Below are 16,346 nucleotides of genomic sequence, written 5' to 3' on the forward strand. Positions count from 1 at the left end.
CCATGTCGCCGCGCAACGACGACACACCGCGCCGGGGCGACTCGCCCCGGCGCGGTACGTCTCGCGACCTTCCGACCGAAGGCGACGAGACCCGCGACACCGGCCGGAGCCGTGGCTTCGGCGGGATCGGCGACGCGCGGGCCTACACCCCGCGCGGCCGCACCATGGCCGAGCGCGACCAGCGCACCCGCTCGCCGCGAGCCGGCCGCACCACCGACCCGTTCCGTCCCGCGCTCCAGGTGCTCGACGGCGGCCGCCCGCAGCGTGGGCGACGCCCGGCCGAGACCGAGCCGCCGGCCGAAAAAGAAACGGCCGCGAAGACCGAGAAGCCTGGAAAGACCGAGAAGCCTGGAAAGACCGAGAAGCCCGGGAAGCCCGCGCGGGCCGGGCAGCGGGACCCGCGGCGCGAGCCGCCGCGCAGCCGCCGCCCGGAGATCGACGAGGACGACGGCGACGAGCTGCGGCAGCGCCGCGAGCGGGCCGCGGGACGCGGTGTCCGGGTGCGTGACGGCGGAAAGCCGAGCGCCAAGACGGCCCGCGATTCCCGGTCGCCCTTCGCCCCCCGTACGAGAAAGGAAGCCGCCGGAAAGCCGACCGGCCGGACCCTCGCCAAGGGGTCGCCGGCGGCGACCAAGAGCCCGGCGACCAAAAGTCGCGCCGTGCGCGCGATCACACCCGAGCCGCCGAAGCTGGCCAACTCCACCAAGCGGCTGCGGCTCGGCACCGTGCTGGCGCTCTCGCTGTTCGTGATGATCGGCGTGCGCCTGGTCGTGCTGCAGGTCGCCTCGTCGCCCGCGGACGCCGCGCGGCTCATCAAGCTGCGCGAGGACCGGATCAGCTCGATCACCCTGCCCGCGCCGCGCGGCAGCATCCTCGACCGCGACGGCACCGTGCTCGCGCACAGCGTGGAGGCGCGCTACGTCGCGGCCGACCCGATGCTGGTCAAGGACCCGTCGCAGACCGCGGCCATTCTCGCGCCGCTGCTCGGCGTCGCGCAGTCCAAGCTCATCCCCAAGATGACCAAGCACACCCGGGCGGACGGGCGGCAGTCCCGCTTCGAGTTCCTGGCCCAGGGCGTCGACATCGCGATCGGCGACCGGATCGCGGGCATGAAGCAGCTGAGCGGCATCGTGGTGGGCCAGGACGAGCGCCGTGACGTGCCGGGCGCCGACCTGGCCTCCAACCTGATCGGCTTCACCAGCGCCGACAACGCCGGCCTCGAGGGCATGGAGGCGCGCTACGACTCGCTGCTGCGCGGCACCCCGGGCGAGCAGGAGTTCGAGATCGGCAAGGGCGACCTGGACGCGCCGATCCCGGGTGGCTATCAGAGCTACACCGAGCCGCAGCCGGGCAACTCGATCGAGCTGACCATCGACGGCGACCTGCAGTACGAGGTGCAGGGCCTCCTCAGCGAGCAGCTGCAGAAGTGGAAGGCGTCGATCGGTGGCGCGGTGGTGATCGATGTGAAGACCGGCGAGGTGCTGGCGCAGGCCAGCTACCCGCCGTACAACGCCGCGAAGCCGCTGGACGTGTCGCCGTCGACCCGGGACGACGTGCCGAGCGGCATCGTGGCCGACCCGGGCTCGATCCACAAGGCGTTCATGATCGGGGCGGCCCTGCAGGAGGGCGTGATCACGCCCGACTCGGCGATCACCGTCGGGCCGGGGCTGGAGCGGGGCGGATACCCGTTCCAGGACAGCCACATGCAGCCCAAGGGCACCAAGATGACGATTCCGGGCATCCTCGCGCTGTCGTCCAACGTGGGCACGATCCTGATCGCCGACCGGCTGGGCAAGCAGAAGGTGTACGAGTACCAGCAGAAGTTCGGCCTCGGCAAGGCGACCAACGAGGGCGTGGCCGGCGAGGTGCCCGGCAAGATCCTCGCGCCGGACGAGTGGAGCGGTTCGGCCTCCGGCTCGGTGCCGATCGGGATGAGCGTCGACGCGACCCTGATCCAGATGGCGGCCGGCTACGCGGCGATCGCGAACGACGGCACGTACATCCAGCCGCACCTGATCAAGAATGTCATCTCCGGCCGGGACGGCAAGGTCACCCCGGGGGCGGCGCCCGAGAAGCACCAGGTGCTGCGGCCGGAGGTGGCCAGGGAGCTGCGGACCATGATGGAGGCGGTCGTCGACGAGGACGACGCGACCGGCACCCAGGCGCGGGTCGTCGGGTACCGGGTGGCGGGCAAGACCGGCACCGGCAAGCGGCTCGTCGACGGAAAGTACACGAGCAGCAACTACGGGTCGTTCATCGGCATGGCGCCGGCGGAGAACCCGCGGTTCGTGATCGCGGTCTCGGCCGAGGTGCCGAACGGCACCGGCGGTGACGTCGCGGCGCCCGCGTTCAGCAAGATGATGTCGTCCGCGCTGCTCCACTACGGTGTGCCCCCGTCGAGCACCCCGGCGCCCAAGTTCCGCATCCATCCGTGAGCCGTGGCGTTTTCTTCTCGTATGCGGTCACCGGGTAGGGTCTGACGCCGTGTCCGGCATTCCCCGTCCCGAGTCCGTCGCGCCGACGCGGCTGGAGCGCCTGGCGGCCCTGCTGCCGGCCTCGCTGACCGGCGCGGACGTCGAGGTCACCGGGATCACGCACAGCAGTCACGACGTGCGTCCCGGTGACCTGTACGCCGCCCTCGCCGGGGCCAACCGGCACGGCGCCGATTTCGTCCCGGCGGCGGTGGCCGCCGGCGCGGTGGCGGTGCTGACCGACGCCGCCGGTTCCGATCAGGCGCGGCAGGCCGGGCTCCCGGTCCTGGTCGCCGACGACCCGCGGGCCGTGCTCGGCGCGGCCGCCGCGGCGATCTACGGCGACCCGTCCGCGCGGCTCACGATGATCGGCATCACCGGCACGGCCGGCAAGACCTCGACGGCGTACCTGGTGGAGTCGGGGCTGCGCGCCGCCGGGCTGGTGACCGGGCTGATCGGCACGGTCGAGACCCGGCTCGGCGACCTGGTGGTGGCGAGCGTGCGCACCACGCCCGAGGCGACCGACCTCCAGGCGATCCTGGCCGCGGCGGCCGAGCGCGACGTCAGCGCGGTCGTCATGGAGGTGTCCAGCCACGCGCTCGCGGTCGGCCGGGTCAACGGGATCGGGTTCGCGGTCGGCGGCTACACCAACTTCGGTCTCGACCACCTCGACTTCCACAAGGATGTCGACGACTACTTCGCGGCCAAGGCCAAGCTCTTCGACGGGCGCAGCCGGGTCGAGGTCCTCAACCACGACGACCCGGCGCTCAAGCCGCTGTTCAAGCCGTCGACGGTCAGCTACTCGGCTGCCGGCGACGAGACGGCGACCTGGTGGGCGTCGGGCGTGCGGCCCTCGGCGTTCGGGCAGCGGTTCCGGGCGCACGGTCCGGGCGGGATCACGGTCGAGGCCGGCGTCTCGCTGCCCGGCCAGCACAACGTGTCGAACGCTTTGCTCGCGCTTGCTTCCCTGGTGGCCGTGGGGGTGGACGCCGCGGTGGCGGCGCGCGGGATCGCGGCCTGCCCGGGGGTGCCGGGACGGCTCGAGCGGGTGGACGCGCCGGGCGAGGTGCTCGGCGTGGTCGACTACGCGCACAAGCCGGACGCGATCGTGGCGGCCCTCGCGGCCCTGCGCGAGCTGGCGGCGGGCCGGGGCGGGCGGGTCATCTGCCTGATCGGGGCCGGCGGCGACCGCGACAAGGGCAAGCGGCCCCTGATGGGCGCGGCCGCGGCGCGCGGGTCCGATCTGGTGATCGTGACCGACGACAACCCGCGCACCGAGGACCCGGCGGCGATCCGGGCGGCGGTGCGGGCCGGCGCCGATGAAGCCGGTGCGGCAGCGAAAATTATCGAGGTGGCCGGCCGGCGGGCGGCCATCGACGAAGCGGTCCGGCTCGCCGGCCCCGGCGACGTGATCGCGTTGCTCGGCAAGGGGCACGAGCGGGGCCAGGAGGTCAACGGGCAGATGTTGCCGTTCGACGACCGGGTCGAGCTGGCGGCGGCCCTGGGGAGTGGCTCTTGATCCGCATGACTCTGGATGAGATCGCCAAGGTCACCGGGGGGCGTCTCGTCAATGCCTCGCCGTCACTGGCCGTGACCGGCGGGGTCGAGTACGACTCCCGGAAGATCGGGCCGGGCGGGCTGTTCGTCGCGTTCGAGGGCGAGAAGGTCGACGGCCATGCCTACGCGGCGGGAGCCGTGAAGGCCGGGGCGGCGGCGGTGCTGAGCACCCGGGACACCGGGGAGCCGGGCGTGGTCGTCGAGGAGCCCCTCGCCGCGCTGGCGTCGCTGGCGCGGGCGGTCGTCGAGCGGCTGCCGGAGCTGACGATCGTCGGCCTGACCGGGTCGTCCGGAAAGACGACGACAAAGGACTACATCGGGCAGCTGCTGGCGCGACACGGGGAGACCATCGCGCCGGCCGGCTCCCTCAACAACGAGCTGGGCTTCCCGTACACGGTGCTGCAGGCGACCGAGCAGACCCGCTTCCTCGTGCTCGAGATGGGAGCGCGGGGGATCGGGCACATCCGGTACCTCTGCGAGATTGCCCGGCCCGAGGTGGGCGTGGTGCTCAACATCGGGGCCGCGCACATCGGGGAGTTCGGCTCGGTCGAGGGGACCGCGCTGGCCAAGGGCGAGCTGGTCGAGGCGCTGCCGGCCACCGGGGTCGCGGTGCTCAACGCCGACGATCCGCTGGTGGCGGGGATGGCGCCGCGGACGGCCGCGCGCGTCCTGCTGACCGGGGAGTCGCCGTCGGCCGAGGTGAAAGCCACGGACGTCACGCTCGACGAGCGAGGCCGCGCCGCGTACACAATCAGTTTTAATGGAAAAATCGGAAATGTTCGATTGGCGGTGGCGGGACGTCATCAAGTCGCGAACACGCTCGCGGCGGCCGGGGTGGCGCTGTCGCTGGGGATGGCCTTCGACGACGTGGCCGGCGCGCTGGGGGAGATCGGCATCGTGTCGAGCCGCCGGATGGACGTCTTCGTCCGCCCCGACGGCGTCACGGTGATCGACGACTCCTACAACGCGAACCCGTCGTCCACCGCGGCCGCCCTGCGCGCGCTCGCGGCGATGAACCCGGGGGGCCGCCACATCGCCGCGCTGGGCTACATGGCCGAGCTCGGTGAGCACGAGCGCGACGGCCACGAGGAGGTCGGCCGGCTCGCGGCCGAGCTCGGCGTCGACCGGCTCGTCGCGGTCGCCGGCAACGCCCGTCCGATCCTGGACGGGGCATCGGCGGTCCAGGGGTGGACCGGCGAGGCGATCTTCGCGGAGGATCAGGCCGCCGCGCTCGAGATCGTCAGGGGGGATCTGCGAGCCGGCGACGTCGTGCTCGTGAAGGGGTCCAGGTACCGCACGTGGGACGTGGTCGATGGGCTGCGTCCCGAGGAGGGTCGCCCGTGAGGGCAGTCATAGTCGCGGCCGCGGTCGCGTTCATCATCTCGCTGTTCGGCACGCCGGTGGCCATCCGAGTCTTCACCGCGCTCAAGGCCGGCCAGCCGATCCGCTCTCTCGGCCCGGCCAGCCACCAGGGCAAGAAGGGCACGCCCACGATGGGCGGTGTCGCGTTCATCGTGGCCACCGTCTTCGCTTACGTGGCGGGCCACGTCGCCCTGACCACGCTGCCCGAGCGGCAGATCGCGCAGGAGGGCCCGACGATGACGGCCCTGGTCCTGCTCGGGCTGTTCGTGTTCTGCGGCGTGGTCGGCTTCCTCGACGACTTCCTCAAGGTGCGCCGGCGCAACTCGGACGGGCTGAGCGCCAAGGGCAAGCTGCTCGGCCAGCTCATCGTCGGCGCCGGCTTCGGCATCGCGGCGCTCTACGTGGCCAGCACCAACGGCCAGACCGTGGCGAGCGAGCACATCTCGTTCATCCGGGACATCAGCTGGCTCGACGTCGGCAAGGTCGGGTCGGTGCTCGTCTTCGTGTTCGTGATCATGGCGATGTCGAACGGCGTGAACCTCACCGACGGCCTGGACGGCCTGGCCACCGGCGCGTCGATCCTGGTGCTCGGGGCGTACGCGCTGATCGGTTTCTGGCAGTATCGCCACTGGTGCGGCGACACCGACTACCAGCTGCACAACGCCTACTGCTACCAGGTGCGCGACCCGCTGGAGATCTCGATGATCGCGGCCGCCGCGGCGGCGGCCTGCGTGGGCTTCCTGTGGTGGAACACGTCCCCGGCCCGCATCTTCATGGGCGACACCGGCGCGCTCGGGCTGGGCGGCCTGATCGGCGGCCTGGCCGTGTCCACCCGCACCACGCTGCTGTCGATCATCATCGGCGGTCTCTTCGTGATCATCACGATGTCCGTGGTCATCCAGATCATCTCGTTCAAGACCACCGGTAAACGGGTGTTCCGGATGTCGCCGCTGCAGCACCACTTCGAGCTGGCGGGGTGGAGCGAGGTCAACATCGTGGTCCGGTTCTGGATCGTCGCGGGCATCTGCGTGGCGATCGGCCTCGGGCTCTTCTACTCGGACTTCTTGGCGGTCATGGGCTGAGTCACATCGAGAGGCGACACGCCAGCGAGGTAACGCGGCCTGGCGTGTCGCCCCCACGATGATGTGTCCATGGCGGACAACCGGGCGCAGAAGCCGTCTCTGAGCAGGCAGCTCCTGCCGGCCGTGCACGGGCTGCTCGCCCGGCCCCTCTCCTCGTACTACCTGCTGATCGCCAGCTCGGGCCTGCTCCTGCTGATCGGCCTGACGATGGTCTTCTCGGCGACCAGCGTGAAGGCGTACCACGAGAACGGGAACGCCTTCTCGGCGATCGCCAACCAGTCCGTGTACGCGCTGCTCGGCCTCGTGATGTTCTGGGTCTGCCAGCGGCTGCCCGCCCGCACCCTGCGTGACCTGGGCAAGTACATCCTCGGCCTGGCGATCGTGCTGCTCGCGGTCCTGGACCTGCTGGGCGCGCTCACCTCGGTGGGCGCGATCGAGAACGCCACGCTCGGCCCGATCCACGCCAAGCTGCTCTGGCTCTACCTCGGCCCGATCGGCCTGCAGCCCGCCGAGCTGGCGAAGCTCGGCATGGTGCTCTGGGGCGCCGACGTGATCGCCCGCAAGGGCGCGGCGCTCGGGCACTGGCGCGAGCTGTCCCGCCCGCTGTTCCCCATGGTCGGCCTGCTGTTCGTCCTGGTCGGCTACAACGACCTGGGCACCATGCTGGTGCTGCTCGCGCTGATCATCGGCCTGCTCTGGGCGGCCGGGGTGCGGCTGCGGGTCTTCGCGGCGCTCGGCGTGCTCGGCCTGGCCGGTGTCGGCCTGCTCATCGCGGCGGCCTCCGGCGGCGCGGGCTCCGGCTCGACCGACGCCGGCGACGAGAACTACCGCCTGGCCCGGCTCACGAACTTCCTGCAGCCGATCGAGAAGTGCAACCTCAACGACGCCTGCTACCAGATCATCCAGGCCCGCTCGGCGATCTTCGAGGGTGGCTGGTTCGGCGTCGGGCTGGGCAAGGGCGTGCTCAAGTGGAACTGGCTGCCCGAGGCCTCCAACGACTTCATCTTCGCGGTGGTCGCCGAGGAGCTGGGCGTGGTCGGCTGCGTGGTGATCCTCGCGCTGCTCTCGGTGCTCGCGTACACCGGCTTCCGGATCGCGCGCCGCTCGGCCGACCCGTTCCGCCGGCTGGCCGCCACGGCCATCACCACCTGGCTGGTCTCCCAGGCGGTGATCAACATCGGTGGCGTGACCGGGATGCTGCCGATCACCGGCCTCCCGCTGCCGTTCATCTCCTCGGGCGGCAGCGCCCTCGTCGTGACGCTCGCGGCGATCGGCATGCTCGCCTCGTTCGCCCGCGCCGAGCCGGACGCGGCCAAGGCCCTGAACGCCCGTCCGCCCGCGAGATGGGTGCGGCTACTCTGGGCCCCGCTGCCGCCGCTCCCCCCGCAACGGCAGCCGGGCAGCACGGGCCGGTCGCCCGCCTCCGCGGGGGCTGAGAGGAGACGGTGATGTCGCTGCGGTCGGTCGTGCTCGCCGGGGGAGGCACCGGGGGTCACATCTACCCGCTGCTGGCCTTCGCCGATGCGCTCAAGAGGCACTTCCCGGACGTGCGCATCACCACCCTGGGCAGCCCCAAGGGCATGGAGAACGAGCTGATCCCGGCGGCCGGCTACGACCTGCGGGTCATCCCCGCGTTCCAGCTGCCCCGGTCGATCAACCTGAACCTGCTGCGCACCCCCGACCGGATGTACAAGTCGGCGCACGCGGCCGGCAAGATCCTCGACGAGGTGCAGGCCGAGGTCGTGGTCGGCTTCGGCGGCTACGTCTCGGTCCCGGCCTACCTGGCCGCGTGGCGCCGCGAGGTGCCCATCGTGATCCACGAGGTGAACGTGCCGCCGGGCGTGGCCAACCGGATGGGCATGAAGTTCACCAAGAACGTGGCGGTCGGCTTCCCCACCCAGCCGCAGCAGGCCGAGTCGCTGCGTGACGCCCGGGTGGTCGGCGTGCCGCTGCGCACCGCGCTCACCCACCTCGACCGGGCCGCGCTGCGCCCGCACGCGCTCTACCAGTTCGGGCTGCGCCCCGACCTGCCGGTGCTGTTCGTCTCGGGCGGCTCGTCCGGCGCCCGCACGATCAACCTCGCCGTGGCCGCGGCGGCCAAGCGGCTCACCCACGCCGGCATCCAGGTGCTGCATGTGCAGGGCGGGCGCAACGACCCCTTCGACGTGCCCAACGACCTCCCGGTGCCGTACGTCGTGGTGCCTTATCTCTCCGACATGCAGCTGGGGTACGCGGCGGCCGACCTCATGCTCTGCCGGGGTGGCGCGATCACCGTGGCCGAGACGACCGCCCTCGGCGTGCCCGCGGTCTACGTGCCGTACCCGCACAGCAACCAGGAGCAGAAGCGCAACGCCCTGCCGGTGGTCGAGGCGGGCGGCGGCGTCCTGGTCGACAACAGCGAGCTGACCCCCGAGTGGATCGAGCAGCACATCATCCCGTTGGCACGCGACCGGCAGCGGCTCGCGATGATGGGCGCGGCCGCGTCGCGGTACGGACGCCGCGACGGTGACGAGGCCCTCCTGGAGTTTGTGTTGGAAGCGGTGGCGAAGGCGCGATGATCTCTTCTTCGGAGCTGAGCCCGGCCGGCGAGTTGACCGCCGAGGACCTGGGCAGCGTGCACCTGATCGGCATCGGCGGGGTCGGCATGGCCGGCCTGGCCCGGCTGCTGCTCACCCGGGGCGTGCCGGTGTCCGGCAGCGAGCTGCGCGAGTGGCCGGCGCTGGCCGGGCTGCGCGCGCTCGGCGGCACCATCCACATGGCGCACGTCGTGGAGAACCTCGACGGCGTCGACACGGTCGTCTACTCGACCGCCATCCCGCACGACCACCTCGAGCTGGCCGAGGCGCGGCGCCGCGGCCTGCGGATCATGCACCGCTCCGAGGCGCTCGCCGCCGCGATGACCAACCGGCAGACGATCGCGGTGGCCGGCACGCACGGCAAGACCACCACCACCTCGATCATGACGGTGATCCTCCAGCACGCCGGTCAGGACCCGTCGTTCGTGATCGGCGGCGAGATCTCCGAGGCGGGCTCCAACGGCCACCACGGCACCGGGCCGCACTTCGTGGCCGAGGCCGACGAGAGCGACAAGTCGTTCCTGATCTACCGGCCGCACGTCGCGATCATCACCAACATCGAGGCCGACCACCTCAACAACTGGGGCGACCTCGACGGGCTCAAGGCCGGCTTCCTGGAGTTCGCTTCGCTGACCGACACTTCCGGTTTTGTCGTGACATGTGCCGACGATCCGGGCACGCAGGAGCTGATCGCGGCGCTTCGCGCTCAAGGCAAGAGCGTTTTCACGTACGGCGAGAGCGAGCTCGCCGATCTGCGGATCAGCGAGGTCGTCTCCACGGTGAGCGGCGTGCGCTACCGGGCCTCGTTCGAGGGGCGTGACCTGGGCGAGATCAAGCTCGCGCTGCCCGGCCGCCACATGGGGCTGAACAGCGCGGCCGCGGTGCTCACCGCGCTGCGCCTGGGCCTGCCGCTCGACAAGATCACCGAGGCGCTGGAGTCGTTCCCGGGCGTGCGCCGGCGCTTCGAGCGCAAGGGCATCGCGGAGGGCGTGCGGGTCTACGACGAGTACGCGTACCACCCGACCTCGGTGAAGGCGGCGCTGCTGACCCTGCGCGAGGTGGCCGGCGACGGGCGGCTGCTGGTGGTCTTCCAGCCGTACCGGGTCTACCGCACCCGCGACCTGCAGGCCGAGCTGGCCGAGGGGCTGGCGATCGCCGACCAGGTGATCGTCATGGAGGTCTTCGGTCCGGGCGAGGTGCGCGGGCCGGGCGAGGGCGGGGTGGCGCTGACCGCCGCGATCGACCTGCCCGCCGATCGGAAGGTCTTCGTCCCCGACTGGGAGGACGTGCCGGCCGAGGTGGTGCGCCGGTCGCTGCCCGGTGACGTGGTGGTGACCATGGGCGCCCCGCCGATCTCCCTGATGGGCGACGAGCTGCTGGCCGCTCTCGCCGGAGAGCTGAACGAGGGGTAGCCACATGAGCGGGGGCGGCGGGCGTAACTGGCGGCTGGTCCGGGCGAACACCGACGCGGTGCCGTCCTCGGCCCGGCGGTTCATGGCGCGTGCCCGCCAGCGCCGGATGCGGGCCGTCCTGCCCTGGGCGGTCGCCGGCGGGGTCGTGCTCGTCGTCGGCGCGCTCGTCTGGATGGTCTACGGCACCTCGGTGCTCGCCGTGCGCGACGTCAAGGTCGTCGGCGTCCAGCTGGTCACCCCGCTGCAGGTCGAGGAGGCCGCCGCGGTGCCGCGGAACGAGCCGCTCGCCCGGGTCGACCTGGACGCGGTGCGGGCCCGGGTGCGGGCCATCCCCGCGGTCGACCGGGTGACCGTGAAGCGTGGCTGGCCGTCGACGCTCGTCGTCGAGGTGGTGGAGCGTACGGCGATCGCGGCCGTGCCGACCGCGCCCGGCAAGCTGACGCTGATCGACGCGACCGGCGTGCCCTACCGCGAGGTCGCCCGCAAACCCGACGGGCTGCCGCTGGTGCGCACCTCGGCGCCCGGACCGTCCGATGTGAACACGAAATCGGCGCTGAACGTGCTGGGCGCGCTCAGCCCGGAGCTCCGCGAGCAGCTGGTGGCGATCTCGGTGGCGGCGCCGGCGCAGATCAAGCTCGAGCTCAGCAAGAGCCGCACGGTGATCTGGGGCGACGACACCCAGAACGACACCAAGAGCCAGGTCGCGACGGTGCTGCTGAAGAAGGCCTCGAAGGAGATCGATGTCAGCGCGCCGACGGTCGTGACGATCCGCTGACAGTCGGACATCCGGGCACGAACGGCGTATTTCTCAGGAGGTTACGGCCGCGTCGGATATTCGCCACCCATGCGGCTCTCGACACGCCGCGCGGGTCCTTGGTTGACGCCAGTCGTCCGCTTACGTTGCTCCAGAGGTTGAATGGTTGACATAACCCTAAGCCTCTAGTAGAGGGTGAGGGTTTCCTCGCCCTCCCTTGTACGGCAGCGGACGTCGAAGTTGCGCCGCGACGCCCGTCCACCCCGAAGGGAAGGCTGAGCCCGATGACACCTCCACACAACTACCTGGCGGTCATCAAGGTGGTCGGCATCGGCGGTGGCGGTGTCAACGCCGTGAACCGCATGATCGAGGTGGGGCTCAAGGGTGTCGAGTTCATCGCGATCAACACGGATGCCCAGGCGCTGCTGATGAGCGACGCCGACGTCAAGCTCGACGTCGGCCGGGAGCTCACCCGCGGCCTCGGCGCCGGCGCCCAGCCCGAGGTCGGCAAGAACGCCGCCGAGGACCACCGCGACGAGATCGAGGAGGTGCTCAAGGGCGCCGACATGGTCTTCGTGACGTGCGGCGAGGGCGGCGGCACCGGCACCGGCGGCGCTCCCGTGGTGGCGAACATCGCCCGCAAGCTCGGCGCGCTCACCATCGGCGTGGTCACCCGGCCGTTCTCGTTCGAGGGCAAGCGCCGCCAGGTGCAGGCCGAGGCGGGCATCGACGAGCTGCGCAACCAGTGCGACACGCTGATCGTCATCCCCAACGACCGGCTGCTGGCGCTCGGCGACCGTGGCATCAGCATGATGGACGCGTTCCGCCAGGCCGACCAGGTGCTGCTCTCCGGCGTGCAGGGCATCACCGACCTGATCACCACGCCGGGTCTGATCAACCTGGACTTCGCGGACGTCAAGAGCGTCATGAGCAACGCCGGCAGCGCGCTCATGGGCATCGGCAGCGCGCGCGGCGACAACCGTGCCGTCGAGGCGGCCGAGCGGGCGATCTCCAGCCCGCTGCTCGAGCAGAGCATGGACGGCGCGCGCGGCGTGCTGCTGTCCATCGCCGGCGGCTCCGACCTCGGCCTGTTCGAGATCAACGACGCGGCGCAGCTGGTCACCGACGCGGCCCACCCCGACGCGAACATCATCTTCGGCGCGGTCATCGACGACGCGCTCGGCGACGAGGTGCGGGTCACCGTGATCGCGGCCGGGTTCGACGGCGGCGCGCCGTCGTACAAGCCGGCCGAGCCGGCCCGCAAGTCGACGCCGGTCCAGACGTCCGTCGCGCCGGCCGCCACCTCGGCGCCGGTGGTCACCACGCCGGCGGCCGCGCCCGCGCAGACGCCGCGCCGGGTGCTCTTCGACGATGTGGACGTGCCGGACTTCCTCAAGAACGGCTCGTGATCGAGACCGCCGGCCGTCAGGATCAGCTCGCCGCCTCGCTGGCCGAGGTCCGGGAGCGGATCGCCCGCGCCTGTTCGAGCGCGGGACGGCCGGCGGAGGACGTCACCCTGGTGGCGGTGACCAAGACGTACCCGGCGAGCGACGTCGTGCTGCTGGCCGGGCTCGGCGTCACCGACGTGGGGGAGAACCGCGACCAGGAGGCGGCCGCCAAGGCCGCCGAGGCGCGCGCCGCCGGCGCGACGCCACGCTGGCACTTCATCGGGCAGTTGCAGCGCAACAAGGCCAAGTCCGTGGCCGGGTACGCGGACGTGGTCGAGTCGGTCGACTCCCTGCGCCTGGTCTCGGCGCTCGAGCGGGCCGTTGCCGATCGCCCGGAACCGCTGGAAGCGCTCGTGCAAGTGAGCATCGACGGCGACCCTTCGCGTGGGGGCGCGGTGGGCGACGATCTCTGGCGGATATCCGACGCCGTGGCGGCCTCGTCCGCGCTGCGGCTGGGCGGGCTGATGGCGGTCGCGCCGCTGGGCTGGGAGCCGGACCGCGCGTTCGAGCAGCTCGCCGCCCTGCACCGGCGTCTGGTCGCGGCGCATCCGGCGGCGACCGCGATCTCGGCGGGCATGAGCGCCGACCTCGAGGCGGCCGTACGGCACGGCGCGACACACGTCCGGATCGGCACTTCTTTGCTCGGAATGCGAAACCCGCTGCGGTAGCCTTGCGGCGGGCAGCAAACTACATAGGTGTTGTTTAACGCTTAGCGGGGAACAGCACGGTTTCCGCGGGTCGCCTGTCCGTTTCGGACTCCGGCCCGTGCAAGGGGGGAATGCGGTACGCCAGGGGGCGCGGGCCGCTCAGCGGACAAAGGTGGGGGACATGGCTGGTCGGGTCGGCACTTACGCCGGGGTGCGGAGTGAGGTGGGGGCATGAGCGCGCTTCGGAAGGCGGGCGTCTGGCTGGGCCTCGTCGAGGAGGATGACGAGCGGTACGACGACCGCGAGTACCGCGAGCCCTCCTACCACCGCAACCGCGATCGCGACCGCGACCGGTACTCGTCCGACCGGTACGCCGAGGACTTCGGCGACGAGGACGAGGACGTCGAGGAGGAGCGGGCCGTCCCGCGCGCCCGCAGCGAGCGGTCCCGGATCTCCGAGCGGCTGTCCCGCGCCGACCTCGACGACCACGATCGGGTGGAAAACGGGGATCGGGCCCGCGTGCGCTCCATCACCCGGTCGACCACGGCGAGTGAGCCGGCGACCTCGTCGAGCTACGCCACCCGCGACAACCTCGCCCTCGCGCCGCAGCAGGTGCACACCCCGCAGCCGCAGTCGCGCCCGGTGGAGGAGGAGCAGCGGTACCAGATCACGACGCTGCACCCGACTACGTACCGCGAGGCCCGGACCATCGGCGAGCACTTCCGCGACGGTGTGCCGGTCATCATCAATCTCACCGAGATGGATGAGGGGGACGCCCGCCGGCTGGTGGACTTCGCGGCCGGTCTGGCCTTCGGTCTTCGGGGTACGATCGAGCGCGTGACCAACCGGGTTTTCCTGCTCTCGCCGGCAAATGTCCAGGTCACCGCGGAGGACAAGGCCAAGATCGCTGAGGGTGGGTTCTTCACTCAGAGTTAGCCCGAACGAGGGACCCTCAGACGTGCTGTCGATCCTTTTCCAGATCCTCTACCTCATCGTCTACGTTTTCTTTCTGGTGCTGCTGGCCAGGTTCGTCCTGTCCGCTGTGCTCCAGTACGGACGGCGATGGCAGCCCGGCCGAGGTGCCTCGGCGGCACTCGAGACGGTGTGGACCGTCACTGATCCGCCTCTCAAGGCGTTGAGGCGTGTGATCCCACCGCTGCGCATTGGTAACGTGAGCTTGGACCTGGCGTTCATCGTGCTGCTGGTTATCCTGTTCGTGCTCATGGAGTTCGTGCTCAAGAATCTGATCGTGACGTACAGCTAGACAGCAGCCCCAACCGCGGCCGCGACTGACCCGAGGAGTTTCGATGCCGCTGACCCCGGCCGACGTGCATAACGTCGCCTTCAAGAAACCCCCTATCGGCAAGCGGGGGTACGACGAGGAGGAGGTCGACGCCTTCCTTGACGAGGTTGAGCGTGAGCTCGCCCGTCTGATCGAGGAAAACAGCGAGCTGCGCGCCCAGATGGAGCGCGGTGGCCGGGGTGGCGCGCCAGCCGTCTCGGGTGCCGACCCCCGTCTCGCGGCCGAGCTCAACGATGTGAAAGCGCAGCTCGACCGCGTGCAGCGGGACAAGGCGCAGGCCGAGCAGGCCGCTCGCCAGATGCAGGCGGAGCTGGAGCAGGTGCGGGCCCAGGGCGGCCCGGCCGGCGCGCCCAGCGGCGCCGGTGGTGGCGACGGCGAGCAGCAGGCCCTCCGGGTGCTGATGATGGCCCAGCGCACCGCCGACGACCACGTCGCCGACGCCCGCCGAGAGGCCGACAAGCTTCTCTCCGACGCCCGCTCCAAGGCGGAGGAGGTCACCCGCGAGGCGCGTGCCAAGGCCGACGCCCTCGAGCGTGACGCGCGGCAGCGGCACCAGGAGGCCATGGGCGGCCTGGACGCCAAGCGCTCCGCGCTGCAGAAGCACATCGAGGAGCTCAAGCAGTTCGAGCGCGAGTACCGCACTCGACTGAAGGCGTACCTCGAGAGCCAGCTGCGCGACCTCGACGGCCGGGGCCAGGGCCTCGACGCCGAGCTGTCGCGTGCCGACTCGAGCCGTGCGGTCGGTGGCTCCGGCGGTCTCGCCGCGGCCGGCCTCGCCGGGTCGTACGGCGGCTCCCGGACCGGCGCCATCGAGTCCGGGCGCTGACCCTCACTCCCCTGGCACTTCGACGAGGATGAGCCATGATCGTTGCTAGTTTGCTGCTCATCCTCGTCGCGGTGACGTTGCTCGTGCTGGGACTCTCCGGCGGATCGAGCAACCTGCTGATCAGCTCGATCGTGGCCAGCCTGCTGGCCGCGGTCGCCCTGGTGATCGGCGCGCGCCAGTCCGGCGCCGCCCGCCGGGCCGCGGGCGAGAGGGCTGCCGGAGAGCCGGCGGCCGGCCCCGCCGCGCCCGAGTACGCCGCGGAGCCCGCGCCGGCGAACCGCATCACCGAAGATTTTGCCTCGGAAGGCGCGACCTTCGCCGCTGAATCGGCCCAGTCCGATTTGTCGGACAAGCGGGAGACTGTCCAGCTGGACCCGGTCGCCTACGACGATCTGGATCTCGAGGAGCCCGTCGTCGACGAGACCTACGTCGACGAGGCTTACGAGGCCGGGCGTCGCGACGCCGTCGCCGGCATGACCGGCGCCTCGGGCGCGCGTCGCGACGACGAGTTCGTCTCCGAGCCCGACCGCGACCTCGCCGCCGAGGCGATCCACGCGGCCCGCAGCGAGAACCCCGACGAGCACGCCTGGCGCCGGCCCGACGCCGCCCAGGCCGGCGCGGCCCAGAGCGCCGCCGCAGGCCAGACCGCCGCCGAGCAGGCCGCCGCAGGTCAGGCCGCCGCGGGTCAGGCCGCTCACGCCGAGCCGTCCGCGGTGGCCGAGCACGACGCCGCGTTCGACCTCGACGACGCCGACGATGACGACCCGGCCGACGAGCCGCTGCCGCAGAAGGTCAGCCCCACCGACGCCGTGCGGGTGGCCCGGCTCGACGCCGAGGTGCTGGTCGTCGACGGCCGCCCGCGCTATCACCTGCCGGACTGCCCGCACCTGGTCGGCCGGCTCACCGAG

The 16,346-nt window shown here is 71.5% G+C and carries 13 protein-coding genes and 1 pseudogene; all 14 read left to right on the forward strand.

The features are described from left to right. Positions 1-2: 2 nt before the first annotated feature. Positions 3-2,435, forward strand: coding sequence for a penicillin-binding transpeptidase domain-containing protein (locus tag ACQPZX_RS09915; RefSeq protein ID WP_433377471.1), 2,433 nt, complete (start codon positions 3-5; stop codon positions 2,433-2,435). 49 nt (positions 2,436-2,484) lie between these two features. Continuing rightward, complete coding sequence (locus ACQPZX_RS09920) at positions 2,485-3,990, forward strand: UDP-N-acetylmuramoyl-L-alanyl-D-glutamate--2,6-diaminopimelate ligase (protein WP_433377474.1); 1,506 nt, start codon at positions 2,485-2,487, stop codon at positions 3,988-3,990. Continuing rightward, positions 3,987-5,372, forward strand: a complete 1,386-nt coding sequence (locus ACQPZX_RS09925; protein ID WP_433377477.1) for a UDP-N-acetylmuramoyl-tripeptide--D-alanyl-D-alanine ligase — start codon at positions 3,987-3,989, stop codon at positions 5,370-5,372. Before ACQPZX_RS09920 ends, ACQPZX_RS09925 begins: the two co-directional genes overlap by 4 nt. After that, the gene (mraY, locus tag ACQPZX_RS09930; RefSeq protein WP_433377480.1) at positions 5,369-6,472 is read left to right on the forward strand and encodes a phospho-N-acetylmuramoyl-pentapeptide-transferase; all 1,104 of its coding nucleotides are present in this window, start codon (positions 5,369-5,371) and stop codon (positions 6,470-6,472) included. The genes ACQPZX_RS09925 and mraY overlap by 4 nt, the downstream gene beginning before the upstream one ends. Positions 6,473-6,541: 69 nt before the next feature. Continuing rightward, the gene (locus ACQPZX_RS09935; RefSeq protein ID WP_433377483.1) at positions 6,542-7,921 is read left to right on the forward strand and encodes an FtsW/RodA/SpoVE family cell cycle protein; all 1,380 of its coding nucleotides are present in this window, start codon (positions 6,542-6,544) and stop codon (positions 7,919-7,921) included. Beyond that, the gene (gene murG, locus ACQPZX_RS09940) at positions 7,918-9,030 is read left to right on the forward strand and encodes an undecaprenyldiphospho-muramoylpentapeptide beta-N-acetylglucosaminyltransferase (protein WP_433377486.1); all 1,113 of its coding nucleotides are present in this window, start codon (positions 7,918-7,920) and stop codon (positions 9,028-9,030) included. The genes ACQPZX_RS09935 and murG overlap by 4 nt, the downstream gene beginning before the upstream one ends. Beyond that, positions 9,027-10,460, forward strand: coding sequence for a UDP-N-acetylmuramate--L-alanine ligase (gene murC / locus ACQPZX_RS09945; RefSeq protein ID WP_433377489.1), 1,434 nt, complete (start codon positions 9,027-9,029; stop codon positions 10,458-10,460). Before murG ends, murC begins: the two co-directional genes overlap by 4 nt. 4 nt (positions 10,461-10,464) lie before the next feature. Further along, positions 10,465-11,235, forward strand: a complete 771-nt coding sequence (locus ACQPZX_RS09950) for a cell division protein FtsQ/DivIB (RefSeq protein ID WP_433377492.1) — start codon at positions 10,465-10,467, stop codon at positions 11,233-11,235. Positions 11,236-11,498: 263 nt separating this feature from the next. Further along, entirely contained in the window at positions 11,499-12,623 is a 1,125-nt protein-coding gene (ftsZ, locus tag ACQPZX_RS09955) for a cell division protein FtsZ (protein WP_433377495.1), read from the forward strand. Further along, positions 12,620-13,330: a YggS family pyridoxal phosphate-dependent enzyme gene (locus tag ACQPZX_RS09960; protein ID WP_433377498.1), complete on the forward strand. Its 711-nt coding sequence runs from the start codon at positions 12,620-12,622 to the stop codon at positions 13,328-13,330. Before ftsZ ends, ACQPZX_RS09960 begins: the two co-directional genes overlap by 4 nt. Positions 13,331-13,540: 210 nt before the next feature. After that, positions 13,541-14,245 (forward strand): cell division protein SepF, encoded by a 705-nt coding sequence (locus ACQPZX_RS09965; protein WP_433377501.1) that lies wholly within the window; start codon positions 13,541-13,543, stop codon positions 14,243-14,245. A gap of 22 nt (positions 14,246-14,267) precedes the next feature. Continuing rightward, on the forward strand, positions 14,268-14,573 hold the full coding sequence (locus ACQPZX_RS09970; protein WP_433377504.1) for a YggT family protein: 306 nt from the start codon (positions 14,268-14,270) through the stop codon (positions 14,571-14,573). 43 nt (positions 14,574-14,616) lie between these two features. Beyond that, positions 14,617-15,438, forward strand: a complete 822-nt coding sequence (locus tag ACQPZX_RS09975) for a DivIVA domain-containing protein (protein ID WP_433377507.1) — start codon at positions 14,617-14,619, stop codon at positions 15,436-15,438. Positions 15,439-15,473: 35 nt separating this feature from the next. After that, positions 15,474-15,683: pseudogene (locus tag ACQPZX_RS09980) on the forward strand (hypothetical protein); the annotation flags it as partial. Positions 15,684-16,346 lie beyond the last annotated feature (663 nt).

The organism is Actinoplanes sp. CA-142083, from assembly GCF_050942195.1.
GTDB lineage: Bacteria > Actinomycetota > Actinomycetes > Mycobacteriales > Micromonosporaceae > Actinoplanes.

What these genes read in the sequence shown, in the direction of transcription:
- ACQPZX_RS09915 (WP_433377471.1), top strand. Translation starts at nt 3, where the DNA reads ATGTCGCCGCGCAACGACGACACACCGCGCCGGGGCGACTCGCCCCGG.
- ACQPZX_RS09935 (WP_433377483.1), top strand. Translation starts at nt 6,542, where the DNA reads ATGGCGGACAACCGGGCGCAGAAGCCGTCTCTGAGCAGGCAGCTCCTG.
- murC (WP_433377489.1), top strand. Translation starts at nt 9,027, where the DNA reads ATGATCTCTTCTTCGGAGCTGAGCCCGGCCGGCGAGTTGACCGCCGAG.
- ACQPZX_RS09950 (WP_433377492.1), top strand. Translation starts at nt 10,465, where the DNA reads ATGAGCGGGGGCGGCGGGCGTAACTGGCGGCTGGTCCGGGCGAACACC.
- ftsZ (WP_433377495.1), top strand. Translation starts at nt 11,499, where the DNA reads ATGACACCTCCACACAACTACCTGGCGGTCATCAAGGTGGTCGGCATC.
- ACQPZX_RS09965 (WP_433377501.1), top strand. Translation starts at nt 13,541, where the DNA reads ATGAGCGCGCTTCGGAAGGCGGGCGTCTGGCTGGGCCTCGTCGAGGAG.
- ACQPZX_RS09975 (WP_433377507.1), top strand. Translation starts at nt 14,617, where the DNA reads ATGCCGCTGACCCCGGCCGACGTGCATAACGTCGCCTTCAAGAAACCC.